Source organism: Rummeliibacillus suwonensis, assembly GCF_007896435.1.
Lineage (GTDB): Bacteria > Bacillota > Bacilli > Bacillales_A > Planococcaceae > Rummeliibacillus > Rummeliibacillus suwonensis.
The window spans coordinates 365,534-391,111 of record NZ_VCBL01000001.1 but is presented as its reverse complement, the minus strand read 5'-3'; the positions used below and the strand labels follow the sequence as shown (position 1 = coordinate 391,111).

The following is a 25,578-nucleotide window of genomic DNA, read 5'->3' as shown; positions in this document are numbered from 1 at the left end:
CCTCTCCTTTAAAAGTTTTAACTTTCCAACTGTCTTAACTGTTTTGTTAAATTTTCAATATCTAAATGTTCCCCAATAATCACTAGATTTGTAGGAAAAGCAATTTCTTGGTCAATATGCATAGGGACCCCATAAGCATATTGAAACAAAGTCGTTTTTGTAGGTGTATCATTAAACCGGACAAATCCTTTTATTCTAAAAACGCTCAAAGGTAATTGTCGCACCCATGCCTCGAAATCGTTTTTTTCAATAGATTTAGTGAATGTATAAACTAAATGACTTGTATGCAAGTGATGATGGACATGTAAATGCTGATGTTCTTCTGGACTTTCATGCGTAGAAGGTTGAATCGTATTCAATTCCATTCTTGCAAATGTTGTCATCTGAAAATCGATATGAGGCTGAATGTTTTGAATATCTTCTATAATCTCAGCAAATGTTTGCTGCTGAATCAAATCGACCTTATTAATAAGCAACTGATCCGCATACTTCACTTGCTCTTCCATTAAGCGTTGGACCGGTTTGCTATACTCATTTCGGTGACACCATCTAACACTGTCTAATACTGTTATGACACTTTTGATGTCAATATCTTTTGCTATAATGGGAGACAAACAAGCATCAACAACATCGAGAGGATGGGCCAGTCCAGAGTTCTCAATATAGATGACATCTGGTCTTTTGGTTGTATAAAGAGCTAATAATCCTCTTTCTAACTGATCTTTTCCTGTACAGCAAATACACCCGTTCGTAATTTCTTCGATTGATAAATTAGGAGGTAGTAAATTGCCATCGATCGAAACTTCCCCAATCTCATTCATTAAAACAGCTGCATGACGACCATTTTTTTGCTCTTGTACTAATAGATTTTGTAGTAAAGTCGTCTTACCGCTACCTAAAAACCCGCTCAAAATAACAATCTCTATTTTCTGTTGCACGTTATCTCAACTTCCAATCAAATGGGTTTTCTAATGTATGCCAATCGCTATTAAATTCTTCATCTGTTAAAAGGCAGGCATCCAATTGTTTAGTGATCTTGTCCTTCGGTAAATCCATACCAATAACGACTAACTGTGTCTTACGATCTCCAAATTCAGGATCCCATTCTTTCAATACTTCAGGATTTTGCGCGAAAATCTGCTGCTGCTGTGCTTTGGATAATGCTGCGACCCAATAAGATAGTGGTGAAATATTGACAGATGAGCCAGCTTGTGAAAAAAGAATCGCAATATCAGAATGACAGGCACTCCAAACGATTCCTTTTGAACGAACAATTTCGATAGGCATATCCTCAGCCCAATCTTTGAAACGTTTTGGATGGAATGGCATAGAGCGTGTATAGACGAAAGAACTGATACCATATTCTTCTGTTTCAGGAGTATGGTTTGCATGACCGATTTGGAGTTCTTTTAGCCAACCTGCAGAATTTGACACACGTTCAAAATCAAATCGTTTTGTATTTAAAATTTCTTTTGGATCGATTTGACCATGAGTTGTACGAATGAACTTTGCCTCTGGTTGTAGCGTGTGTAAAACTTTTTCAAGACGTTCCAGTTGCTCTTCCGTAACCAAATCGCATTTATTCAAAACAAGAACGTCACAGAATTCGATTTGATCCATCAACAAGTCAGCAACATCTCGTTCATCTAATTCACCCACTGCTTCTTTTCGATCAAGCAAGCTATCACCTGATTGAAAATCTGTCCAGAAACGGTTCGCATCTACGACCGTTACCATCGTATCCAATGTACAACTTGTCGTTAAGTCGATCCCTAGTTCTTCATCGATATAAGAAAATGTTTGTGCAACAGGAATCGGTTCGCTAATGCCTGTTGATTCAATCACGATGTAGTCGATATTTCCTCGTTCGGCAAGTTTTTGCACTTCGATCAATAAATCCTCCCGTAGTGTACAGCAAATACAGCCATTGGATAGTTCGACAAACTTCTCTTCCGTTCTTGAAATACCACTTCCCTGCTCTACAAGAGAGGCATCGATATTGATTTCGCTCATATCATTGACAATAACCGCTACACGTAAATTTTGCTCGTTTTGCAATACATGGTTTAACAACGTGGTTTTACCAGCACCAAGATAGCCACTGAGTACAGTAACCGGGATCTTATTTGTCATTATCCGTCCTCCTTAACAGTAATTATTACGATTTAAAAAAGCGTAAAAAAATATAGAGTTGAAAATGTTCATATTAAACTACCATGAAAATATTCTTTCCTAAGTATCTTCAGTCTCGAATTGTTATTTAGTTTCTCGATGTAATGTCACTCTTTTTAAGCGTGGAGAATACTTTTTTAATTCTAAACGTTCTGGTGTATTGCGTTTATTTTTTGTTGTAATGTAATTTCTATCTCCTGTTTCCGTACAGGCTAACGTAACTTGAACACGCATCATTTTAGCCTCCTTCAAAATAGTAATGATTACGTTTTAGAATGTTATACCTATAAATCGAATTTGTCAATATTTTTCTAGTTCCGAAAATCGACTCTCTCTTCTCCTTCACACGCTTAGCTAATCTTCTGGTCAAGTTAATTTAACAGACGTGTTGATTATCCAATATAATCCATAAAAATAGGGTGATTCGTTGATTGCAGCGAAGGCTTGCTCGCTTTCCTGCAGGCGAATGCTGGGAGCAACAGGATGTTGGTCGCGGAGTCGTTGCCACAGGACGTGGCGCCCTTAGACTCCGTTCCTTAATCGCTACGCTGCGGGGTCTCATCTATTCGCTTTTCCCGCGGGACGTTGAATTTTCTTCCTCGAATCACACCGCACGAAGGAAATGCTTGCATTTTCGAGGAGTCGAGCAAGCCGCAGCGAAGATCTATATAAATGATCCTAAAAATACAGGTTTTTTCAAAAATTACGCTAAACAGACATACCTAATTTTTGTAAAATCAACACACCTGTTAATTTAAATTATTTTTTTGAGAGTAAACTCATTATTGCCGCTATTTACGAATCCCTTACGCTTCATGAAGTGACTCAGATTTAGTTTTGCCGTACAAATTTTGTATTTCTGTATCTTGATAGATTTTGCTTCCCATCGCTTCCTGCTGTCCATTGTACTTTCCTGTGTAAGGGACAGCTTCTTGATCCAAAGAGGCTAAAACTAATTGACAGATTCTTCTTCCCGCAACAAGCTCAATGGGCACCCTGTTCGCATTGTAAAGCTCTAATGTTATATGCCCCTCAAACCCGGGATCTACCCAACCCGCGTTTTGAATAAACAATCCTAACCGACCAATGGAACTTCTTCCTTCTACAAAAGCAGTAATATCATTTGGCAGCTTGATCGATTCCATTGTTGTCGCCAATACAAATGCACTTGGCGGTATGAGGATTCTGTCCTTATAAATATCTTTATACACCGCAGGCTTTTCAAGTGAAATCAATGGTGACGCATATTCGTCTAGCTGTAGAAAATGACCGCCCAAACGCAAATCTACCGAAGCAGGCTGCAACTGCTCTGGCGTTATAGGTTCTATCATAAGTTCTTTTTCTCTTATCTTCTTGTCAATCGTTTTACAAGATAAAATCATGTGTGAAGCCCTCCTTTAAAGCTTTTTATAAATATCCCTCTTACCTGATGTTTAAAAGGTTTAGTAAGATAAAGTGAAGCTTCCATCAGTAAGGGTTTTCTTCATCCCCCACTGATGGTTAGCTAAACCAATCGTGATTTTACGGGCAGTTGATCCCCACCTACCTTTCTCTTTTCTCTCTAAACCTTGAGGTGGGGGTCTTACTGCCCGTTAACGCGGGATAAAATACATTTCCATCAAATCATTTTGCATTCATAGATAAAATCAATTTACCACCTATTTTTCATCAAATCAATCAATAAATCGTAACGATTACGTTTTTATAGCGAAATGAAATCACGAAAAAGTGCAATTCAAATCGATGTTGAATTGCACTTCTTTTCCTTTCGAATAGCTACCTACCATTCGAGATTCTTATCTAAATTTTTTAAAACCAACATTTATTCTTTGACATGCATTAACCGCAAGCTATTTAAAGCCACCATTAATGTTGCGCCCATATCTGAAGCGATGGCGATCCATAGTGTCAGCCATCCAGGAATGACTAATAGTAAGGCGGCCAATTTAATCATTAAGGCAAAGGCAATGTTTGCTTTGATGATGTTTAATGATTTACGACTTAGCTTAACCGTAAATGGAAGTTTAGATAAATCATCACCCATTAAGGCAACATCAGCAGTTTCAAGTGCTATATCTGTACCAGCACCTCCCATTGCAATACCAACTGTAGCAGCTGCTAGTGCTGGAGCATCATTGATCCCATCACCAACCATGGCGACTTTTCCATAATCTACACGCAATTGCTTGATAAGTGTAAGTTTATCTTCAGGCATTAACTCTGCTCGTATTTCGGATACACCAACATATTCACCAATCGTCTTAGCTGTTCCTTTATTATCCCCTGTTAGCATAATGGTTTTCGTAACGCCCATCTTATGGAGTTTTTCAACGACTTCTTTACTTGATGCACGTACTGCATCAGCAACAGCCATTATTCCTAGGATCTCACTCGCCGTACCAATGACCATCACAGTTTTCCCTTCAGCTTGAAGACTGTACACCATATCATCCAACTTTTTAGTAAAAGTTGTTGCAGACATTTCTTTAAATAAGCTTGGGCTACCTACAAAATACTCTGTGTTTTTAATCGTCCCTTTAATTCCTTTGCTGGTAATAGACGTAAAATCTTTAACGACCACAGATCTATAATCCACATCTAGTTTATCGGCCTCAGCGATAACAGTCGCTGCAATTGGGTGTTGAGATCGATTTTCTAAAGCCGCCGTCAGAGCAAGTAATTCTTTTTCATCGTACTGGCTATTGGTTACGTTAAAGTTTGTAACAGATGGGATACCTTTTGTTAAAGTACCTGTTTTATCAAAAGCGATGGCTTTTAATAGGCCTATTTCCTCTAGATAAATACCACCCTTGATTAGAACACCTTTTTTCGCCGCATGACCAATCGCTGAGACGATGGCAATCGGTGTTGAAATCACTAGAGCACATGGACATCCAACTACTAATACAGATAGTCCTTGATAGATCCAAGTTACCCAACTAGCTTCGAAAAACAACGGAGGCACAATAGCGACAAGTACTGCCACAATCATTATGATCGGCGTATAGTATTTCGCAAACTTATCGACAAAGGCTTGTGCTGGTGCACGTTCACCCTGTGCCTCTTCTACTAACTGAATGATTTTTGCAATAGTTGTATTTTCCGCAAGTTTGGTGATTTTGACTTCCAATAAGCCTTCTCCATTCAATGTACCTGCAAAAATTTCATCATCAGTTGCTTTCGAAACGGGCACAGATTCACCTGTAATGGCTGCCTGATTAACAGTGGATCGACCGCTAATGATCACACCATCCATTGCTATTTTTTGTCCGGGTTTTACAATCATAACATCGCCGACCGCAATATCATCAACCCGGACCATCATCTCTTGACCGTTACGTCGAACAAGAGCTTCCTTAGGGGCAATATCCATTAATGTACGAATTGATTGTCGAGCTTTATCCATGGAATAGCGTTCTAATGCTTCACTAATAGCAAATAGGATTACTACAATCGATGCTTCTGCCCATTCACCAATAATCGCCGCTCCAATGATAGCTACTGTCATTAACGTTTCCATATCGAAATCAAGATGATATAAGTTTTGAAAGCCGACTTTAAATAAGGAATAACCACCAATCACGATTGCTGCAATGAATAGTAGTGAAGTAACAAGATTTTCTTCACCATTTACAAAATTTGATACATATCCTAATACGATTAAAAGGGCAGAATATAGCAACACGCTATGCTTTTTATAAAAGGGAATCTTTTTCTCTTTTGTTAAGGCATCTGATGTTGTTGATACAACTGGCCCTTCAGGCATAACTTTCAGATTTTCAAATGCTCCGGCTTTTTCCAATTCATCGATTGTTGCTTCCCCAGAAACAGAGATCTTCGATGCGCCAAAATTCACTTTGGCATCTTCAACACCAGGTAGATTCTTCACATTCATCTCAAACTTTCCTGCACAATTTGCACAAGAAAATCCTTCAACACGATAACTTTTTTGTTGTTGTGGTGATTCAACCAATGCTTTCCACTCCTTTATGTTGTGAGAAGGCCGCACTGATTAAATTTTTAAAGTAATCATTTTGGATCGAATAGTATACGAACTTGCCTTCTTTACGATATTCTGCTAATCCTAAGTTCCTCAACAGGCGTAAATGGTGCGATGCTGTTGCTGTTGTTGCCCCAATAATATTTGCTACATCACAAACACATAATTCAGCTTCTAACGTGAGCGCATAAGCAATTTTTACACGTGTATCATCAGAAAGTGCTTTAAAAACTTTGGCTACATCAGAGGGGTTTTGTTGATTTAATCGTTCTTGCACATAATTTACCTTATCTTCATGAATACAAGTTACTTCACAAACTTCTCTCATTTATTTGATTTCCCCCAAACATTCTAATATTCAAACGATTATTTGATTAATAAAATTATAGAACTACACGATTAGATATTCAAACAATTATTTGATTGTTTGAAAGAAATTTTAGGAATGAATTTTTGAGAAAAAAACAAAGCGTGTTGATTATCTAACTATATCCATCAAAATATAGAGTATTCACTGACTGCCGCTACGATTTACTTGCTTTTACCGTGGATTTATTCGCTCTTTCCATAAGGTTATTTTCTCTCTTGAAAGCTTTATTTTCTCTCTTGAAGTGATTATTCGCTCTCTCATGGACTTTATTTGTCCTTTCGGATGACTCGAACAAGCCGCAGTGAAGATCTACATAAAATATTTACACCTCCAGATATAAAAATTGTTTCAAAGGGCTGCTAGCTAAAAAAGTAAAAAATAAAAGACAGAAATATGACTAAGTCAACATTCCTGTCTTCTCTATTTATCGGTATGAACGGGTAATGAAACATTCATTTTAATATACCTTAATTTGTCCCATCATCCCATTATCTTCATGTTCAAGGATATGGCAGTGGTACATGTATACTCCTTTATGCTGGAATTTCACAGCAATCTTTGCTTTTTGACCAGGCTTTAAAGATATTGTATCTTTTAACCCTGATAAACTTTTCGGAGGTTCTTTTCCATCGATCGAAATGACCTGGAATTGTGTTCCATGGATATGAAAAGGATGATTCATACCGCCCATTGAATCTTTTACATTTTCAATTTCCCATACTTCGGTTTCATTTTGTTTTTGCGTAAAGTCAATTCGGTTTTTATCGAACTTCTTATCATTGATCGTCACATTTTTGCCCATACCAGCTAACTTGACGGTTTTTGTTACTTTTTTATTTTTTACTTCATCTAAAACTTTAAGGTGATTGAAGGTCTCCATTGCTTTGGCTGTATTAGGTTCAGCTTTCGATTCTTTAAAATGAATAGGCAAGACTGTCACATTATCTTCCGTAACTAATTTGACTTCGTTGCCTTTCACCTTTGTGAAATCTACAATCACTTCAGCTCGCTCTGCTGGTGCGACTTCAATCGATTGAGTAGTATCCGGTTTGTTTAGAAAACCCCCATCGCCCGCTATTTGTTGAAATGCCATATGATTATTAAAATGCAGCGTATAGCTTCTCATATTGGAACCATTTAAAATACGCAAGCGAACTTTTTTGCGATCTACTGTTAGTTTTGGGTCAACCACTCCATTGATCAGCAACGTATCCCCTGTAGTACCATCTTCATTCATCGTATGATCATAATCGAGTTGTTGATCATCTGTAAATGTTCGATCTTGTAAAATAATTGGTAAATCATCGACGCCGTATGTTTTAGGGATATTCAATGTTTCACTATTTTTATCATCAATATAGAGTAACCCCGCTAGACCTTTAAATACTTGTTTTCCTGTTTCATGCATAGGATGTGGGTGAAACCATAGAGTAGCTGCATCTTGTTTAACAGTAAACTGAATCGTTTCGGATTGACCTGGTTTTAAAACTTTATGTGGCCCACCATCTTCATTGCCAGGAATTTCGAGCCCATGCCAATGGAAAGTAGTATCTTCGTTTAAATCATTGACTAAATGAATAGTGACCTTCATTCCTTTTTCTACCCGTATCACAGGGCCTAAAAAAATTCCGTTATAACCATATGTGTTCGTTTTTATACCATCAAAAATTTCAGTAGTGCCTTGTTGAGCCCGTACTGTATATGAAATAGAATTGCTATCCTTGTCGTCAGGTTTCAAAACCTTTGGAAAAGATAATTCGTGATTACCTAGACTACTTTTTAATTTTGTGATGGTTTCATGGCTCATATCCATTGTAGAATTGCCATCCCCCATATCCATAGACGAATGATCCATTCCCTCCATATTCATGGAAGAGTGATCCATACCTTTCATATCATGATTAGAGTAGGAGTGATCTTCTTGGCTGCAAGCTCCCAGTAACCCTAGACTTACAATCATACTTGCTAATGTTATTTTCTTCATCTATCAACCATTCCTTTCGCGCTAAGCATACAGAATAGTTGTGTAGAAATTATGTAGAGAAAGGCATTTCTATAGAAAATGTTGTCCCCACATTCTTTTCACTACTTACAGAAATCGTACCACCATGTGCCTCTACTAGCTTTTTAGTGATTGTCATCCCAATACCATTACCAGTATATCGACTTTCACCTCGATAGTTTCTTTCAAAAACTTTTTTACTTGTTTCTTCATCCATGCCTATTCCATTATCGTGTACAAGGATGACATAGTTGCCACCTTGTTTGTATAATCTGATGACGATAACACCCTCTTTTTGAACATGGTGCATGGCATTCTTTATAACGTTGTGCAAAATTTGATTGATTCTTAGCGCATCTACTTGTGCATAAATGGTTCGATCTAAATTTAGTTCTACCTCTATTTCCTTTGCAAGTAATTCACTTGCCAATGAAATGACCGATTTCTCTATCAAATTAGCAATAGCCTCTTTTTTAGTCGTAACTTTAAAAGTAGGATTGTTAATGTCATTGAGTGTATCTAATTCACCCACAAGGATGATCAGACGATCTATTTCTTCCACGCAAGCTTGTAAACGTTCAGGAGTGGCTGTCCAAACTCCATCCTCAAACGCACTCAAATAGCTTTTGATAGAGGCTAATGGGTTACGGATTTCATGAGCAAGGTCTTGTGTCATTTCTTTTCGACGTAACTCATAAGTGCTTAAAGTATTGTCCAATTTTAATAACGATTGTCCTAATTGACCAATCGGATCGTCGATTTTATAGCTAATATTTAAGTGACGATCTCCACGCACAAGTCTTAGCGCAAAATGATTCATTTCCTGAATCGGCCTTGTCAATACTCTTGCAATCAATAAGCTAGAGATTAAGATGACGACCAGTAGCAACGCAATTGTCCAAATAGCAGTTTCCCTTAATGCCATATCAAAATGATGGATGACTTCTTCTGAATCTGTAATATGCAACATCATTAAATGTTCATGCCCTTTAAAAAGCAAAATTGCTGTAATAATAAGAAGCATGCTGAATGTAAAGGCCGCTAGTATCGAGGCGATTTTCACGTTAAACTTCATCTTCTTGTACCTTCTCATTCATTTTGTACCCTACTCCAAACACTGTTTGAATATAATCCCTGTGCAATTTTTTACGAATATTTTTTATATGCTGATCGATAATACGAGGATTAATGTCCGCACTAGGTCCGAATATTTTTTGAATCATATCATCTCGGCTAAATATTTTTTTAGGGTTTTTCGCTAGTAATAGCAAAATATTGAATTCATGTTGGGTAAGCTGTACACTTTGACGGTTTAACAACACTTGTCTTTCGTTTTTGTGTATTTCCAATTGTCGAAACGTAATGATCTGCTTTCTATGTGATTCGGGCAGCAATCTTTCGGCTCTCACTAATATTTCCTTAGGATGAAATGGCTTCACTACATAATCATCTGCTCCGATCTCAAATCCTTTTACCTTTTCATCAATAGAAATTTTCGCTGTTAGCATAATTACGGGGATATCATAATTGCTTTTCACGTATTGGCATATATCCTCCCCAGCCATGTCCGGTAGCATTAAATCTAAAATGATCATATCAATAGGTACTTGATCCACGAATTGAATGGCAGATTCTCCTGTATGCGCAACATACGTCGTATCACCGTTTTGGTCAAAATAAGACGCTAAAACATGGGTAATCTTTTCTTCGTCATCAACGATCAATACTTGCATTTTCATTTTCACCTACTTATTTAAAGGATAACAATTTTTATATTCCAATTAAGTAATCGTTCACATCAGGCATGTTGATGAACCCATTTTATCTATTGAAATTTGAATCATCAACTGATTTTCACTTTCTCCAATTAATATATATGGACAGGCGTGTTGATTATCCAATTTAATCCACAAAAATAGGGAGATTCGTTGATTACAGCGAAGGCTTGCTCGCTTTCCTGCGGGCGAATGCTAGGGGCAACAGGATGTTGTCACGGAGTCGTTGTCACAGGACGTGGCGCCCTTAGACTCCGTTCCTTAATCGCTACGCTACGGGGTCTCATCTGGATCTATTCCCCTAGGAGTTACACTGGCTCCAGTTCATTTATACTACATTTTAAAATAGACTTTCGGTGAGAAGCCGAAAAAACTAAAATCTTTCACATTATGCCATCTAACGAACACGCCCGTTCTAATCATCTATTTTTCTAAAATATTGATAAACTTTATTTAATTTTTGTGTTTGTTTTCCCTTCTTACTTTCCATATTCCCAAATTCGAAAAACTTTACTTTTTTAATTCCAACAAAATGAAATAGTGCTCTTTTCATCAATACTTTATGTGCGTTATTCAACCATATAAGTGGATAGTTTGTGGGTCCCTTCATAGTTGATACGCACACAACCGACTTACCTTTGAGAAGCCCCTCTGACAATACGCCCTTTTTATATCGATAAGCAAAATTGGTAGCAAACAATTGATCAATATATCCTAACAGCATCGCAGGCGGTCTCCCCCACCAAATTGGATACACAAAAACGATTTTATCAGCCCATGTAATTTGCTCTCTATATTTTTCTAACTTTGGATCACGGTACATATCTCGACGACGCTTCTGCTCATTAAATTCTAATAGCGGGTTAAATCGCTCCTCATATAAATCTAAAACCTGTATTTCCGTTATATGAGGATTTTCGTTACAGCCCTTAATAATTTCCTGCAAAAAAGCATAATTCAGACTTTTATGATTTGGATATGTATAGACAATTAATGTGTTCATATTGCACCTCCATACTTATCATTTGATAACTAAATGATAGCCTCGTTAAATTTAATTGTCAAATGATAATTGTTTTTGGATAAGTTATTTGTTATTGTCAGTAAGAGGTGAACAAAGTTGAACAAAAAAGAATTATTCCATCAGTTTGTAGCGTTTACAGCAACTGTGCATCAAGTGACACATGATTTAACAAAAAATATAAAAATCGACGATATTACGCCGATTCAATATAAAATCCTTGAATATATAACCATAAATCGGCTCATTACGCCTACCGAAGTCAGTGATTGTCTGCATTTGTCCATGCCGAATACAAGCCGGGAATTAAGAAAATTACGAGAAAAAAATTGGATTGAAAAAATAAACGACACAAAGGATCGAAGAAAACATTATATTCGCCTTACCGAAAAAGGAAAACATATGATGGATGAGGCTTTTACTTGCATCGAAACCCGCTTCCAAAAACTAATTGAAAATTCTTCAAATGAAGAACTAGAAGAAATCAGAAAAGCGCTTACTACTTTACAAACTAAAATTTTCTTGAATCAATCCGTTGAAAAATAAGCTATTCTAAATAAAAATCCCTTGCAAAACGGAGATGTGAGCTGCATCCCAATTGTTAGACACTATCTAACAATTGGGGTGGGGTCACTTCAGATGATCCATTTTCAAAGGGATTTTTTAATTTACTTGAAAAATGATGCAAGCAAATCAATTTCATAATGCCAAAATTATGTATAAAGCACGAACGTATAATGATAGCTACTTTTAATAATTGTGAAGTTTTAAAAAAGAAGTAATGTTAAATAGAGTCCTGTTAAAGTGATCAATAAGATAGGGATCGTTAACATAATACCCATTTTAAAGTAAGTGCCCCAGGAAATTTTGATACCCTTTCCAGATAATAGATGGAGCCAAACTAATGTAGCAAGCGAACCGATTGGTGTGATCTTTGGACCTAAATCCGACCCGATCACATTAGCATAAATAAGTCCTTCTCTCACAACACCTGTCGTATGGGTCTTTGCAATTGCCAGCGCATCGATCATAACAGTTGGCAAATTATTCATGATAGATGACAAAAATGCCGCGATGAAACCCATTGACACTGTTGACCCATATAAGCCTTGCGCAGCCAATCTTTCTATCACGCTTGCTAATGATTTTGTCAGCCATGCATTTCCAACACCATAAACAACCACATACATGCCAATTGAGAAAAATACAATCGTCCATGGTGCGCCTTTTAAGACAGCTTTTGTATCAACAGCATTACTTTGTCTAGCCATGATCAATAAAAATATAGCAATAATCCCTGCTATAATCGATACGGGCATCTCTATCCATTCACTGGTAAAATATCCAACTAACAATATCAATAGCACGATCCATGAAAGGCGAAACATCTTTACATCTCGAATCGCTTCTTTCGGTTTTTTTAACTTTGATAAATCATATCTACTCGGAATATTTCTCCTGAAATAGATAGATAAGACGATGATCGTTGCTATTAAGGAAAAAATGTTAGGGAGGACCATTCTTGCAGCATACTCTACAAACCCGGTATCAAAGAAATCTGCGGATACGATATTTACTAAATTACTAATGACAAAAGGAAGGGATGTCGTATCCGCAATAAAGCCACTCGCCATGATAAAGGGGATAATCATAGTTTCTTTAAAGTTCAAATTACGTACCATCGCTAACACAATGGGCGTTAAAATCAAAGCTGCTCCATCGTTAGAAAAAAACGCTGCAACAACAGCACCTAAAATACTGACATACACAAACATTCGGATACCATTGCCCCTAGATACCCTTGCCATTTGCAATGCGATCCACTCAAATAATCCAATTTCATCTAATATAAGCGAAATTAGAATAATAGCCACAAATGTTAAGGTCGCGTTCCAAGTAATATCCACTACTTGCTGAACATCTCGAAAGTCAACAACACTGATGATTAGTGCGAGAATCGCTCCACAACAAGCCGTTAAACCTATATTTAAACCTTTTGGTTGCCATATGACCAAAACTAATGTCACCAAAAAGATGAAAGTCGCCACGATAGCCATTGCCAAAATCCTTCTTCCCAATAAAGTGAAACTCCATCAGTGGGGGTTTTCTTCATCCCTACTGAAATAGAAGAACTCAGGTTAAAAGCGCCACGTCCTGTGGCAACACCTGAGTGACCAACATCCCGCCCACCCGAACCAATCGGACGCATGCGGCAGTTGATCCCCTATCTATCTTTCTCAGTTCTCTCTAAATCTTGAGATGGGAGTCTTACTGTCCGTTAATGCGGGATAAATGGCATGAAACGTATTGTCCCTGGTTCACTTCTTCCAGAACTGGCTTTTCGAATTGGCATATTTCCGTTGCAAAAGGGCAGCGAGGATGGAGCGAGCACCCATTTGGAATATCCGTCGCACTTGCGATTTCGCCTTTTAATAACACCGGTTCTCCCTGTCTTTTGTATGTTGGGATGGCAGAAATAAGGGCTTTCGTGTAAGGGTGGAGAGGATGCTCATATAGATCATTTACATTTGCCAGTTCAATAATTTCCCCTAAATACATGACTGCTATTCGATCACTCATATAATGCACCACATTTAAATCATGAGAAATAAACATATATGTTAGTTGATATTTTTGTTGTAAGGATTTCAATAAATTTAAGATTTGTGATTGAACAGAAACATCCAATGCCGAAACCGGCTCATCCAAAACAAGCAATTTTGGTTTTAAGATAAGGGCTCTCGCAATGCCGATGCGTTGTCTCTGTCCACCACTTAGCTCATGAATATAGGCATCACGATAACTTTTATCTAATCCAATCTCATTCAGCATGTCGTTTACCCATTCTTTTCTTTCTGCTGGTGTTCCTATTTTTTGAATGATAAGTGGTTCTTCTATCAGTTTTGAAACTTTGTGTCTAGGATTTAAAGATGAATAGGCATCTTGAAAAACATATTGAATATCCTTTTTCAATCGTTTTCTCTGTTGGCTTGTCATATCTTCAATTGCTTGTCCTTCAAATAATACTATTCCTTCAGTAGGGTCTAATAATTGACCAATCAATTGGCCTAAAGTGGATTTACCGCTTCCGCTCTCTCCCACTAATCCTAATGTTTCCCCTTTTCTTAATAGAAGACTGACATCTGAAACTGCTGGTAGCTCTTGGATTTTATATAACTTACGATGTGTATAATTCTTTTTGAGGTTTTCCACTTCAACTAAAAGATTTTGCATACTCAAAGCTCACCTCCTCCATTTCACTAAAGAAGCAACTAACATCATGAGCTTTTGCTACCTTTTTCAACTGTGGTTTTGATGTAAAGCACATATCAATAGCCAGATGACAACGACTAGCGAAAGGACATCCTCCCATTCGCTCTTGCAAAGATGGCACATTTCCGGGAATTGAATAGAGGGGGTTTCCCTTTTTATCCGGAGTTGGGATTGATTCCATCAAGCCCTTTGTATACGGATGGCTAGGATTTTCAAATATTTGTGCTGTCGTACCAATCTCTACGATTTCTCCCGCATACATAACGGCTATACGATCACACATATCGCCCATTACTCCTAAATCATGAGAAATAAGTAATATGGTCGTGTTTTGCTCACGCCGTATTTCTTTTAGCAAATGTAAAATTTGTGCTTGTATCGTTACATCTAACGCAGTTGTAGGTTCATCCGCTATAAGAAACTTTGGCTGACAAGCGATAGCGATAGCAATCATAACACGTTGCTGCATTCCTCCCGATAATTGATGTGGATAGTCATAAAACAACTGTTCAGCACGTGGTAGACCAACTTTCTTCATCACATCAATAGCTATTCCTTTAGCTTCTTTTTTGGAAATGTTTTGATGGGCACGGATGATTTCCACGATTTGATAGCCAACTGTCAATGAAGGATTTAAAGATGACATAGGATTTTGGAAAATCATAGAAATTTCTTTTCCTCTCATCTTTTGTAGTTGATGTTTTGATTTTTTTAACATGGATTGTCCTTCAAATAGGATATCTCCGCTTGATACACGCATTTTTTTAGGCTGTAAATCTAGGATAGAATTGGATAATACGCTTTTTCCACATCCTGATTCACCAACAATACCGAAAATTTCACCCTTTTGAACTGTTATAGATATGTCCGAAAGAACCGTCAACTTACGGCGATTTTGTTCAAGATGAACTGTCACATGATGAATGGACAAGATTTCTGACATTTTTCCAACCCCCTTTGCTAACAATCAACTTTACTCTGAAAAATCATGTAAATCTCTTATTCCATCACCCAATAAATTAAAGCCAAGAATTGTTAATGTTAACATAAAGCCAGGCGCCAAAGTATACCAGGGAGCAAGCTTCGCAAATCCTTGAGCTTCATTTAACATTCTTCCCCAGCTCGGATCGGGAGGTTGTATGCCTAAACCTAAATAACTCAATGCAGCCTCTACTAATATAGCAGTGGAAAAACTAAGAGAAGCAGTTACAATAATAGAAGAAACCGTATTCGGTAAAATGTGATGAAAAATAATACGTAGATGACTTGATCCAAAATTCCGTGCTGCCCTAACAAAGTCCATCTGTTTACATTTTATAAATCCGCTTCTTATAACACGAGAAAAGCTTGGAATTGTCATAATACCAATGGCAATAACTGTGACTTCTATATTAGGCTGGAAAATCGTCACTAAAATGAGTGCCAATAAAATACCTGGAAAAGCTAATAACGCATCAATCATCCTCATAAGCAATTCATCCATCCAACCTCCAAAATAACCAGCTGTCGTACCTATTAAAATACCAAACAATAATCCAATAATTACTGATCCGCCACCAACAATAAATGCAGTTTGAGTTCCTTTCATAATTCGACTTAGTACATCACGTCCAAAATTATCCGTGCCTAATAAGTAATTATGGTTTGGAGCGATAAGCCGATTTTCAATATTCATTTGATTGACATTGTGTGGTACATAAAAGAAACTCACTATAAAGACAAGGATTAAAAAAAGTACAATTGCTCCACCTGTGACGAGGTTAAATTTTTTTAACATACACCGCACCTCCTTACTTCAATTTGATTTTGGGATCTAAATAGCGATAAGAAATATCCACTAGTAAATTTACGGTAATGGCAATGATCGCGATCATCACTACCATGCCTTGAACAAGTGGAAAATCACGATCTCCAATTGCAGTGATAAGCATCCTGCCAAATCCTGGTAAAGCGTATACTTGTTCAATTACAAGGCTGCCTGCTAGAATTGCACCAAAATTTAAGCCTGCAATAGTAATTACAGGAATGAGTGCGTTTTTTAAGACATGTTTCAACAGGATGGTAGAATCCTTTAGTCCCTTACTTTTAGCCGTCCGTACATAATCAAAATTCAACTGTTCGATCATAGTTGTTCTTAAATATCTAACGAGGATAGCTATTTGAGGAATGGCTATAGCAGTTGCTGGAAATAACAATGCCTTAAAAGCCCGCAAAGGATTTTCAGACCACGGAACATAACCACCTACTGAAATAAGGTGTAACATTAAACCAAAAATCATGATTAAAATAATACCCATCCAAAAAGACGGAATCGCAAGTCCGATTTGTGTACCTATTGAAATAAGCACATCTAAAAATTTTCCTTTATAATTGGCAGCAATAATCCCTAATGGAATCGATACAAAAATGGTGATAACAATGGCCATAAAAGCCAATGAAAAGGTAACGCCCATCCTTTCATGAATAAGCGAAAGAACAGGTTCGGAAAAACGCAAAGATTCGCCAAAATCTAGGACAAGGACGCCTTTAAACCAATGGATGAATTGTTCAAATAATGTTTGATCTAGTCCAAGTTTTTGTTCCAATTCCTCAACTTGTGCAGGCGTTGCCTCTACTCCTAAGATGATATTCGCTGGATTACCTGGAATGATGCGAAAAGCTAAAAAAACGAGAACAATAACCACAAATAGTGTAAATAGTGAGCTGACTGTTTTTTTTAGTACATAATCCATTCCATATCCTCCAATCTATTTTTTCCATATCAAGTGAAACTTCACCTAGTGAGCTTTTTCCATTCTTACTATGTGTTCGTTGAGCCAATCAGGATTTTCAGACAGTAGCCCCACCTATCTCCCAGTTATTCCTTTACTTTTTGAAGCGTGGGTGGGGCTACTGTTCATTAACGCAGGATAAAGTGCATCCGGATTTTTTCGAGCTTGCGAGGGAAATCCCCTTCAAAATCCGTGACACCCGCTGAATCAGGAAAAACAAGCATTCATCTGACCACCTATTGAGGGTGGTCAAGATAAACAGATGACAGATCTTGAACATAAATTGGATATGTTTTATAACCCTTAATCGTATCTTTAAAAGTGACATTTGTATGAGGGTCCATAATAAAGACCCCTGCCGCATCCTCAGCAATGATTTTTTGCGCTTCTTTAATATCTGTAATACGTTTGTTTTCATCAATTTCAACTTTTGCATTCGATAACACTTTGTCTAGTTTAGGATCTTTAAAGTTTAAGAAATTGTTATCAGCTGTTGATATATACCGACTTAGAATTTCAAATGGATCAAGTTTTCCATCTAAACCGATAATGGTTGTTTCATAATCCCGGCCATTGTAAACTCGTTCTAACCAAACTCCCCATTCAACACTTTCAATTTTCGCTTTCACACCGATTTTTTCTAGTTGGTTGACAATCACTTGTGCTGTATCAACATGGAATGGGTATACAGAAGGAACTGTAATCGTAAATTCAAAGCCATTTGGATAGCCAGCCTCTTTAAGAAATTTTTTCGCTTTTTCTGTGTCCGTTGGATATAAATCTTCTAGTTCATTATTGTAGTATTTACTTAATACAGGACTTAGGTTAGAACCGATTTTCGTTCCTTTTCCTAGTGCGACACCCTTAATAATTTCATCTTTGTTGACTGCATAATTGATCGCTTGCCGAACTTTAATATGATTAAATGGCTTCACTTTGTTATTAAATGCTAATAATTGAACTAAATTTTGTTCGTTACTGATCGTTTTAAAGCCAGTTGCTAATTGTTCTGCCTTTTCTGTAGCTATACGAGGATAAATATCGATTTCACCAGATTGTAATGCTAAAAATGCTGCTTCTTGATCGGGTACAATACGAAATTCTACTTTATCTAAATATGGAATGCCTTTCACATAATAATCTTTATTTTTCTCAACAATTAGACTTTGACCCTTCTTGTATTCCACAAATTTGAATGGTCCAGTCCCAATTGGCGTTTTATTGCTATCTTTATAATTGGCTGGAATAATTGATGCTGTAACAGCCGTAATAAAAGCTGCCTCCTTTTCTTTTAATTGAATGACAACTGTTTTGTCATCTGGTGTTTCTATTTTTTTGACATTTGCAAAGCTAGAAGATAAAGGCTTGCCTGTTTTTAAACCGGCCAATTTAGCGTAAGAATAGGCAACATCTTTTGATGTCAATGTTTGTCCATTATGAAATTTGACACCATCACGAATCGTGAACGTATACGTCAAGCCATCATCGGAAATATCATAAGACTCGGCGATAGCTGGGTCTAACCCTCCCTCTGTGTTTGCTTTTAATAATCCTTCAAAAATATTGAACATCACTTCTCTTGTCCCAGCAGCTTCCGCTAAATTTGGATCCAAGTAATCTAAGTCTTGAGGAATCGCGACTACAACACTTCCACCTGTCTTTGATTTTTCAGTTTGAGTACCTTTACGATCTTTCTCACTTTCATCCGCCTTATTGCTGCTGCCACAAGCCGATAATAATAGTAAATTGACAGTCAATAATAGAATTGCTAGTAACCATGGCTTTCTCTTTACATTGAAAGTCGTCATTCGCTTCCCCTCCCATTTTTTAATTTAAACATGTATAGTTTTTAATAATGATGGTAGTTTGTTAATAGATTCTACGACGTGTGGATGCTGAAGCTCTTCAATACCTTTATAGCCAAATCTATTGATCAAAAGTGTTTTAAGTCCTACTTTCTTGCTTCCCACTACATCATCATAGTAATTGTCCCCAACATAAATACTATCCTCACTTTTAGTTTCTCCTTGCTTAAATGCAAGTTCAAATATATATTTACTTGGTTTTTCGGCACCAACTTCTGACGAAATAATAATATGATCGAAATAATCGCTTAATTCATAGTGATCTAATAATCGGCGTGCGCTTTTATCCCAATTACTAATAATACCTAGTCGATACCCGTCCTGCTTTAGGGTATGCAGTACGTCTTTTGTAAATGAAAAGGGCGCCCAATATGGAACAGTTTCTTGAATCCTTTCCTGAATAAAACGGTTTTGCCTTTCTAAATCGAATGCAAGTTGTAAATAATGATTAACAACTCCTAAATACCATGGATAAAAAAGATTTGCCTTTTTTCCAAGAACACCTGGATACTCTCTCATGAATAATTTATCAGCATAATGATAGGCTTCTTCGATTTTTTGTATGGGTATTTCAACGTGATGCTCTTTTAAATATTGAGCATATATTTTTTCTCGCTGCTGATATAATAGGGTATAACCGATATCAAACCAAATGTATTTGTTTATCAATATTTGATCTCCTTCTATTTTTTTATGGTCAATTGAATGCTTGATGGGTAAAGCTTACTGTGGTAAACCGTTTGCGTTGCTGTTTTAAATGTCAGTTCGGTAACTTCTGCTAATGGTAAAAACCGATTGCCATGTCGATCAAATGTCGGAAATAATGTACTTGTTATATTCACTCGAATCGCATGCCCTTTCTTAAAACGATGTGCAATTGAACCAGCCAAAATTTCTAATGGATAAATTTCATTGGGAATCAATGGTTCACGCTGATGAATACCATTTCGTGCGCTTGCGCGAAGTAATCCTTCTGCAATATTAATCGATCGACCATCCGGATAAACATCGATTAACTTAATGACAAAGTCCGTATCATCTACATTGGTTGATACATAGAGTGTTGCCTTCACCTCACCTACTACAACCAAATCTGCTGGTAGCGCTTCAGATGTATAGACAAGCACATCATTACGAATTTCAATAGGCTGTTGATTTTGGGCGCCCATGGGTGTTAAGATAGGATCTGCGCCAGATCGACCACCTATTGCTGGTACATATATGGATGGATGATAAACATAAATATCTTTCTCACTGCTTTGTTGTAAAATCTCCTCAGTTAGTTTTCCTGTACCATTAATAGAATTCGCCCGATCTTCACTTGATAAATACAGTACTTTCTCTTCACTTTTTGAAAGTGGCCATTGTTTGGACACATGCCACTCATTTTCTCCTGTAACGAAATAACGAACAGATTCTTCCTTCCATCTCGTTGGATAATCCTTCAACCATCTATCAAACCATTTAATAAGTATTTCATCAACATGATTTTCTGCATTTTTGCCAAAGTCTATCTGCCCTACATATCGAGACCATGGCATATGATACCAAGGTGTTAAAAATAAATATTGATTTTCTCTGGCAAGTTTATTTTTACTTTTCTCTTTAATCCCCTGGAAATTTTCAATCGTTTTATCAACATAAATGTCATACCATCCCCCTAGATGTAAAGCTGGAACTGAAATATTTTCATATAATGCTGGAGATTCAGGAAGTCTTTCATTCATTTGCCGAATCCACTTTTGATAAAATGGAACAAGCTCATTTTTGATGATCGGTACATTTTGTAAAGGTAAGTATTGATAGCATTCTTGAATATTGGTTGTCGCCAGTTGCTGGAGCCACTGCAGATCCTTTTTTCGTACTGCTTCATTTTGGCTAATAAAAGTTGCCCAAGATAAATTTAAAGCTAATGGAAAAGCGCCATTCTCTGACACTCGTAATGAGTTGGAACCACACATAAACGGTGCTATACATGTAAGATGAGGAGGTTGTTCTGCTGCTGCTAAGAGTTGTGAAATACCTATATACGAAAAGCCATATAACCCTACTTTCGAAATGGTATGAGGCAATGTAACTGCCCATTCGATCGTATCGTATCCATCCTCTCCCTCATGAACTAACGGATGAAACTCGCCTTCAGAAGACCAACGTCCACGGGTATCCTGGACAATGACAACATAGCCTTGCTCGGCATACCAAATTGGATGTGCATAATTCATAGTTTGTGCATCTTCTTTGTTATAAGGCGTTCTCAATATTATAATCGGATAATCTGTCTGATCATTTGGACGATAAATATCTGCATATAATTTTGTACCATCTCGCATCTTAATAGGTACATTCGGTTGATGAATAATGTCTCTCTCAATAATCGCTTGGTTCATATTTACACCCATTTCTTATATTTTAATAGACGAAATATTCGGATATTTAAAAATAAAAACCAGAGGCAACAGCGAAATTTTTTCTTGATATAAAAGATAAATATGTTGATCGTACCATTCTAAACACAAATAAATTCATACATATGCTTATTTAAGCAATTGGAAGGCCCAAAAATCATTCTATATTTTTTAAAGATCATATTTATAACACATAACTGTAAAATCGAGAATATCGTAGTCATATTCCAAACTACGCACAAAGCCAAATCGTTCATACAGACGAATGGCATCCTGCATTTTTTCTGATGTATGCAAGTATAAGGAATTCGCACCTTGCACTTTTGCATAATTGATACTAGCTTCCAGTAACTTTCTTGCAATACCCCTCCCTCTTATTTTCGGATGCACGCCTAGTAAACGAACGACAGGGGCATTTATTGGCATATTTAAATCTTCGTAAGCATCTGTCCCATTTGAAAAGATTTGAAGCGTACCAACGATTTCATGTCCTATTTTAGCGATTAATACCTTTGCAATTAACGGATTGTCAAGTGAAGCTCGGATATACTCCATATAATCATAGTAATCTTGAACATTACTATAGCTATTTTGATATTGTTCATAACTCGAAACTAAAACGTCTACTGCTTTTTCTTTATCATATGGCGCAAGTTCTTCAATGATTAAATCAAGCTGACTCATTGATTTCCCCCTCAAAAGTAACGATTCACAGCACTACGACTTCATCTACAATAGCAGATTGTAATTATTAGGTTAATGTGAATAATAAATGAAATAATACCAAGTTGTCAACTAGAAATAGTTATATTAATGATTAAAAATTTTTATCTGAACAAAAAGACCCAATTAGAGAAAGCCAATCATTACAGAAATGACCCTTGCCCACCAAGAAACTAGCTAATTTATAATACTTTCCTAAAATCAAAAGAGAACTGGATTCATCCACTTCTCTTAAGTACAAGTCGGAGCTATACACTACCATTAATATATTACGATACTACGTCCTGCTTTATTCGTAAAATTAATCGACCTGATTCCATGATCATTTTCACTATCATTACAATCATTTATTTTCTAAGGATTTCTTTTCATAAACCAATAAAATACAACTTGCTATTGAAGAAGCAAGAAACACAATGGCCCCCGGCAATGCTCTTGATAAAATATATCCAGCTTGATAGGATGCAAACAGTAAATGATAAATCACATAAACAAAAGAGACTAAAGCTATTATATAAAATGTGTATTTAATCAAATTAAACTCATTTTTTTTCATTATTATTATTCCTTTATATTTATTTTTTCCTATCTATAGAATAATGTTTTATAGCTCCTCTTTCAACATAACCATATTTTCTCTTAATTAATTTCTTTTTTCCAAAAGGTCGTTTTAATACTTTCTCTACACCCCTCTCTGTTAGGATAGTTGTCGTACGATATTTTAGTGTTATAGTTTAGTGAATAACACGGAGGTTGATCGATATGACGGAGAGAAAAAGGGTACGATATTCGCAGGAACAGAAAGAAATGATTATTAAACGCATGATGCCACCGAATAATGAATCAGTAGCTCAAATTGCGAAGGAAGAAGGCATATCCGAAGTAACGTTGTACAAGTGGAGAAAGTCTGCTCGTACAGCGGGTATGGCAACACCTGGAAATGGACAAACAAGCGACAAGTGGAGTAGCCAAGATAAATTTTTAATTGTGATGGAGACATTCTCCATGAATGAATTGGAATTAGCAGAATATTGTCGAAAAAAAGGATTATATCGTGAACAAATAGAAGCTTGGAAAAGTGTATGTCTTCAAGCAAACGGGCAAGCATTTGATCAAGCAAAACAGCTGAATGATGCCTTAAAGGATGAACAAAAGAGCGCTAAACAACTAGAAAAAGAGCTTCAAAAGAAAGAAAAAGCGCTAGCTGAGGCTGCGGCATTATTACTTTTGCGAAAAAAGGCCCAAGCGATTTGGGGGGATGACGAGGAAGAATGATTAGCCCGTCAAATCGCGCATTAGCTGTTGAACTTATCCAAGAGGCACATCAAAATGGTGCGCGATTAGCGAAGGCGTGTGAGGAACTTGATATCAGTGTTCGAACGTATGAGCGCTGGGTAAAAGAAGGTGGTATAAAGGTTGATCAGCGTCCACTCGTGAAAAGACCTGTGCCAAAAAACAAGTTATCTTCGGAAGAAAGAGAAGAAATACTAACAGTTGTCAAACAAGGGGAATATGCCGATTTACCACCGACACAGATTGTCCCTAATTGCGGACAATGGGACATACATCGCCTCAGAATCTACCTTTTATCGTGTATTACGTGAAGAAAAAATGCAACACCATCGTGGCCGTAGCCAGAAGCCTGAAAGAAGGATTCCTGAAAGTCATCTCGCAACAGCTCCCAATCAAGTATGGACTTGGGATATTACATGGCTTGGAGGACCTGTAAAAGGTTTGTACGATCGCCTCTATTTAATGATCGATTTATTTAGTAGAAAAGTGGTTGGATGGGAAGTCTGGGAAACAGAAGAAGCAAAACATGCCGAATCGCTTGTGAAAAAAGCAGTTATCAATGAAAAAATTCAAGGAGCGCCGCTGGTACTACATTCAGATAATGGGAGTCCGATGAAAGCCGAAACATTCTTAAGTTTACTAGAAAAATTAGGCATTCAAAGTTCTTTTTCAAGACCGCGTGTGAGTAACGATAATCCTTATTCAGAGGCCATGTTTCGTACACTTAAATATCGACCGGATTATCCGTATAAAGGTTTTGCATCACTTACAAAAGCAAGACAATGGGCACATCAATTTGTCCAATGGTATAACGAGATTCACCTGCACAGTGGGCTAAATTTTGTAACACCGGTACAATGTCATACAGGTGAACATATAGCGATATTGGAAAAGCGAAAAAAAGTATATGAAATGGCAAAAGCAAAGCATCCAGAACGTTGGACACAAGGCATAAGAAATTGGTCACCAAAAGAAAAAGTCGCACTCAATCCAATGCGTGATGAGGACAAGACAAAACAGTTCATGGAGGAATAATATCTCCATTTTCCTGTTGATCTGAAACGAAAGCAAGCTTTTCCTTTCGTTTCAGATCAACAGGCCAGCAAGCGCAGCGCGGTAGCCTTAATAGCATCTGGAGATGAAGGATATTTTTAAAAATACTAAAGTAGCTAATTGCGACAACTATATTGACAAACACCGAAACGAATCTTATGTTTATGTCTTCCTTTTTTATAATAAAAATCCCTTGATTTATATCCTTTATCTGGCCCAGTAAAGGAAACCTTAGTAGTAATCTCAAGAGAAATTCCATAAGTTGATTCAGCCGATTTCAGGAAACTTCCTTTTAAGCCCGAAAATTTTTGTCCAATACTAGCATGAATTTTTTTAGTTTCTTCAGTTGTTTCACCTCGTGCAACACTTTTTATAAAATATGGCTTTGATAAATAAGACCAAGATTTTACTATACCTTCATCGTAAGTATAATATCTATATGTCGCTGGCTTTCTTTTAGCTTTTACTGTATTATCGCTGAATACAGTATCTATTTTATCGACTTTAGTTTCAGTAACTTCTACAATTGATAATAAATCTCCTTTTTTAGTGTTGTTACTTGAATTTGTATAAATAGTTTTGGAAGAAATTATTTTATCCTCTTTGTTATTATTATCATTTTTTAGAATAAACTCATCTAATAGAAGCCCTAAACACAAAACAGAAATTATACATATAAAATATTTATAAATTAATTTCAAATAATCTCACTCCCTTCCTAATTTCACATTTAATTATACTTAATTTTATATACATTAATATAAAAAATGTAAAAACATGAATTAAGAAGGATTAAATTAGTTAAATAGTCTTATTATATATTTATTTTTTCAAAATGAATAATATTAGAAGGAC

Annotated in this window: 23 protein-coding genes and 1 pseudogene; 2 read left to right on the top strand and 22 right to left on the bottom strand. The window is 36.7% G+C overall.

The features are described 5' to 3' along the window. Nucleotides 1-17: 17 nt before the first annotated feature. The 10 genes from FEU33_RS01810 to FEU33_RS01760 form a co-directional block, all read right to left on the bottom strand. The gene (locus tag FEU33_RS01810; RefSeq protein ID WP_146547750.1) at nucleotides 18-938 is read right to left on the bottom strand and encodes a CobW family GTP-binding protein; all 921 of its coding nucleotides are present in this window, start codon (nucleotides 936-938) and stop codon (nucleotides 18-20) included. Between the two features lies 1 nt (nucleotide 939). Beyond that, nucleotides 940-2,133, bottom strand: coding sequence for a GTP-binding protein (locus FEU33_RS01805; protein ID WP_146547749.1), 1,194 nt, complete (start codon nucleotides 2,131-2,133; stop codon nucleotides 940-942). 123 nt (nucleotides 2,134-2,256) lie between these two features. Next, entirely contained in the window at nucleotides 2,257-2,406 is a 150-nt protein-coding gene (gene rpmG, locus FEU33_RS01800) for a 50S ribosomal protein L33 (protein WP_146547748.1), read from the bottom strand. Between the two features lie 572 nt (nucleotides 2,407-2,978). Further along, the gene (gene dcd / locus FEU33_RS01795) at nucleotides 2,979-3,554 is read right to left on the bottom strand and encodes a dCTP deaminase (RefSeq protein WP_146547747.1); all 576 of its coding nucleotides are present in this window, start codon (nucleotides 3,552-3,554) and stop codon (nucleotides 2,979-2,981) included. Nucleotides 3,555-3,994: 440 nt separating this feature from the next. Then, nucleotides 3,995-6,145, bottom strand: a complete 2,151-nt coding sequence (locus FEU33_RS01785) for a heavy metal translocating P-type ATPase (RefSeq protein ID WP_425328569.1) — start codon at nucleotides 6,143-6,145, stop codon at nucleotides 3,995-3,997. Continuing rightward, a complete protein-coding gene (locus FEU33_RS01780) occupies nucleotides 6,138-6,500 on the bottom strand; it encodes an ArsR/SmtB family transcription factor (protein ID WP_146547746.1) in 363 nt (120 codons plus the stop codon). The genes FEU33_RS01785 and FEU33_RS01780 overlap by 8 nt, the downstream gene beginning before the upstream one ends. 499 nt (nucleotides 6,501-6,999) lie before the next feature. After that, the gene (locus FEU33_RS01775) at nucleotides 7,000-8,526 is read right to left on the bottom strand and encodes a multicopper oxidase family protein (protein ID WP_146547745.1); all 1,527 of its coding nucleotides are present in this window, start codon (nucleotides 8,524-8,526) and stop codon (nucleotides 7,000-7,002) included. A 49-nt stretch (nucleotides 8,527-8,575) separates the two neighbouring features. Then, nucleotides 8,576-9,619 (bottom strand): sensor histidine kinase, encoded by a 1,044-nt coding sequence (locus FEU33_RS01770; RefSeq protein WP_186731289.1) that lies wholly within the window; start codon nucleotides 9,617-9,619, stop codon nucleotides 8,576-8,578. Beyond that, on the bottom strand, nucleotides 9,609-10,277 hold the full coding sequence (locus tag FEU33_RS01765) for a response regulator transcription factor (protein ID WP_186731288.1): 669 nt from the start codon (nucleotides 10,275-10,277) through the stop codon (nucleotides 9,609-9,611). Before FEU33_RS01765 ends, FEU33_RS01770 begins: the two co-directional genes overlap by 11 nt. A 457-nt stretch (nucleotides 10,278-10,734) precedes the next feature. Beyond that, the gene (locus FEU33_RS01760; RefSeq protein WP_146547742.1) at nucleotides 10,735-11,322 is read right to left on the bottom strand and encodes an NAD(P)H-dependent oxidoreductase; all 588 of its coding nucleotides are present in this window, start codon (nucleotides 11,320-11,322) and stop codon (nucleotides 10,735-10,737) included. 117 nt (nucleotides 11,323-11,439) lie between these two features. Between FEU33_RS01760 and FEU33_RS01755 the strand changes: the two genes are divergently transcribed. Next, a complete protein-coding gene (locus FEU33_RS01755) occupies nucleotides 11,440-11,886 on the top strand; it encodes a MarR family winged helix-turn-helix transcriptional regulator (protein WP_146547741.1) in 447 nt (148 codons plus the stop codon). Nucleotides 11,887-12,107: 221 nt separating this feature from the next. Here FEU33_RS01755 and FEU33_RS01750 read toward each other — a convergent pair whose 3' ends face one another. From FEU33_RS01750 to FEU33_RS01700, 11 genes are all read right to left on the bottom strand, one after another. Then, complete coding sequence (locus FEU33_RS01750; RefSeq protein WP_186731408.1) at nucleotides 12,108-13,397, bottom strand: arsenic transporter; 1,290 nt, start codon at nucleotides 13,395-13,397, stop codon at nucleotides 12,108-12,110. Continuing rightward, nucleotides 13,364-13,549, bottom strand: coding sequence for a hypothetical protein (locus FEU33_RS01745; protein WP_146547739.1), 186 nt, complete (start codon nucleotides 13,547-13,549; stop codon nucleotides 13,364-13,366). The genes FEU33_RS01750 and FEU33_RS01745 overlap by 34 nt, the downstream gene beginning before the upstream one ends. Nucleotides 13,550-13,608: 59 nt before the next feature. After that, nucleotides 13,609-14,574 (bottom strand): ABC transporter ATP-binding protein, encoded by a 966-nt coding sequence (locus FEU33_RS01740; RefSeq protein ID WP_146549860.1) that lies wholly within the window; start codon nucleotides 14,572-14,574, stop codon nucleotides 13,609-13,611. Continuing rightward, a complete protein-coding gene (locus FEU33_RS01735) occupies nucleotides 14,555-15,556 on the bottom strand; it encodes an ABC transporter ATP-binding protein (protein WP_146547738.1) in 1,002 nt (333 codons plus the stop codon). The genes FEU33_RS01740 and FEU33_RS01735 overlap by 20 nt, the downstream gene beginning before the upstream one ends. 30 nt (nucleotides 15,557-15,586) lie before the next feature. After that, entirely contained in the window at nucleotides 15,587-16,390 is an 804-nt protein-coding gene (locus FEU33_RS01730) for an ABC transporter permease (protein ID WP_146547737.1), read from the bottom strand. Between the two features lie 13 nt (nucleotides 16,391-16,403). After that, nucleotides 16,404-17,345 carry an ABC transporter permease gene (locus FEU33_RS01725; protein ID WP_146547736.1) on the bottom strand — a complete coding sequence of 314 codons (942 nt, stop codon included), beginning with the start codon at nucleotides 17,343-17,345 and terminating at the stop codon, nucleotides 16,404-16,406. A 275-nt stretch (nucleotides 17,346-17,620) separates the two neighbouring features. Next, nucleotides 17,621-19,192 (bottom strand): ABC transporter substrate-binding protein, encoded by a 1,572-nt coding sequence (locus FEU33_RS01720; protein ID WP_146547735.1) that lies wholly within the window; start codon nucleotides 19,190-19,192, stop codon nucleotides 17,621-17,623. Between the two features lie 24 nt (nucleotides 19,193-19,216). Next, nucleotides 19,217-19,918 (bottom strand): HAD family hydrolase, encoded by a 702-nt coding sequence (locus tag FEU33_RS01715; protein ID WP_146547734.1) that lies wholly within the window; start codon nucleotides 19,916-19,918, stop codon nucleotides 19,217-19,219. Nucleotides 19,919-19,932: 14 nt separating this feature from the next. Beyond that, nucleotides 19,933-21,636, bottom strand: a complete 1,704-nt coding sequence (locus FEU33_RS01710; RefSeq protein ID WP_146547733.1) for a CocE/NonD family hydrolase — start codon at nucleotides 21,634-21,636, stop codon at nucleotides 19,933-19,935. Nucleotides 21,637-21,825: 189 nt separating this feature from the next. Beyond that, the gene (locus FEU33_RS01705; RefSeq protein ID WP_146547732.1) at nucleotides 21,826-22,338 is read right to left on the bottom strand and encodes a GNAT family N-acetyltransferase; all 513 of its coding nucleotides are present in this window, start codon (nucleotides 22,336-22,338) and stop codon (nucleotides 21,826-21,828) included. Nucleotides 22,339-22,720: 382 nt separating this feature from the next. Beyond that, nucleotides 22,721-22,933 carry a hypothetical protein gene (locus tag FEU33_RS01700; protein WP_146547731.1) on the bottom strand — a complete coding sequence of 71 codons (213 nt, stop codon included), beginning with the start codon at nucleotides 22,931-22,933 and terminating at the stop codon, nucleotides 22,721-22,723. Nucleotides 22,934-23,139: 206 nt separating this feature from the next. Here FEU33_RS01700 and FEU33_RS01695 point away from each other — a divergent pair. After that, nucleotides 23,140-24,705: pseudogene (locus FEU33_RS01695) on the top strand (IS3 family transposase). Nucleotides 24,706-24,839: 134 nt separating this feature from the next. Here FEU33_RS01695 and FEU33_RS01690 read toward each other — a convergent pair. Next, nucleotides 24,840-25,424, bottom strand: coding sequence for a hypothetical protein (locus FEU33_RS01690; RefSeq protein ID WP_146547730.1), 585 nt, complete (start codon nucleotides 25,422-25,424; stop codon nucleotides 24,840-24,842). Nucleotides 25,425-25,578 lie beyond the last annotated feature (154 nt).

Coding starts and splice junctions, on each gene's coding strand:
- FEU33_RS01720 (WP_146547735.1), bottom strand. CDS start 19,192: ATGACGACTTTCAATGTAAAGAGAAAGCCATGGTTACTAGCAATTCTA.
- FEU33_RS01770 (WP_186731289.1), bottom strand. CDS start 9,619: ATGAAGTTTAACGTGAAAATCGCCTCGATACTAGCGGCCTTTACATTC.
- FEU33_RS01710 (WP_146547733.1), bottom strand. CDS start 21,636: ATGAACCAAGCGATTATTGAGAGAGACATTATTCATCAACCGAATGTA.
- FEU33_RS01735 (WP_146547738.1), bottom strand. CDS start 15,556: ATGTCAGAAATCTTGTCCATTCATCATGTGACAGTTCATCTTGAACAA.
- FEU33_RS01725 (WP_146547736.1), bottom strand. CDS start 17,345: ATGGATTATGTACTAAAAAAAACAGTCAGCTCACTATTTACACTATTT.
- FEU33_RS01705 (WP_146547732.1), bottom strand. CDS start 22,338: ATGAGTCAGCTTGATTTAATCATTGAAGAACTTGCGCCATATGATAAA.
- FEU33_RS01760 (WP_146547742.1), bottom strand. CDS start 11,322: ATGAACACATTAATTGTCTATACATATCCAAATCATAAAAGTCTGAAT.
- FEU33_RS01775 (WP_146547745.1), bottom strand. CDS start 8,526: ATGAAGAAAATAACATTAGCAAGTATGATTGTAAGTCTAGGGTTACTG.
- FEU33_RS01730 (WP_146547737.1), bottom strand. CDS start 16,390: ATGTTAAAAAAATTTAACCTCGTCACAGGTGGAGCAATTGTACTTTTT.
- FEU33_RS01700 (WP_146547731.1), bottom strand. CDS start 22,933: ATGAAAAAAAATGAGTTTAATTTGATTAAATACACATTTTATATAATA.
- FEU33_RS01805 (WP_146547749.1), bottom strand. CDS start 2,133: ATGACAAATAAGATCCCGGTTACTGTACTCAGTGGCTATCTTGGTGCT.
- FEU33_RS01750 (WP_186731408.1), bottom strand. CDS start 13,397: ATGGCTATCGTGGCGACTTTCATCTTTTTGGTGACATTAGTTTTGGTC.
- FEU33_RS01745 (WP_146547739.1), bottom strand. CDS start 13,549: ATGCGTCCGATTGGTTCGGGTGGGCGGGATGTTGGTCACTCAGGTGTT.
- FEU33_RS01765 (WP_186731288.1), bottom strand. CDS start 10,277: ATGCAAGTATTGATCGTTGATGACGAAGAAAAGATTACCCATGTTTTA.
- rpmG (WP_146547748.1), bottom strand. CDS start 2,406: ATGCGTGTTCAAGTTACGTTAGCCTGTACGGAAACAGGAGATAGAAAT.
- FEU33_RS01740 (WP_146549860.1), bottom strand. CDS start 14,574: ATGCAAAATCTTTTAGTTGAAGTGGAAAACCTCAAAAAGAATTATACA.
- dcd (WP_146547747.1), bottom strand. CDS start 3,554: ATGATTTTATCTTGTAAAACGATTGACAAGAAGATAAGAGAAAAAGAA.
- FEU33_RS01780 (WP_146547746.1), bottom strand. CDS start 6,500: ATGAGAGAAGTTTGTGAAGTAACTTGTATTCATGAAGATAAGGTAAAT.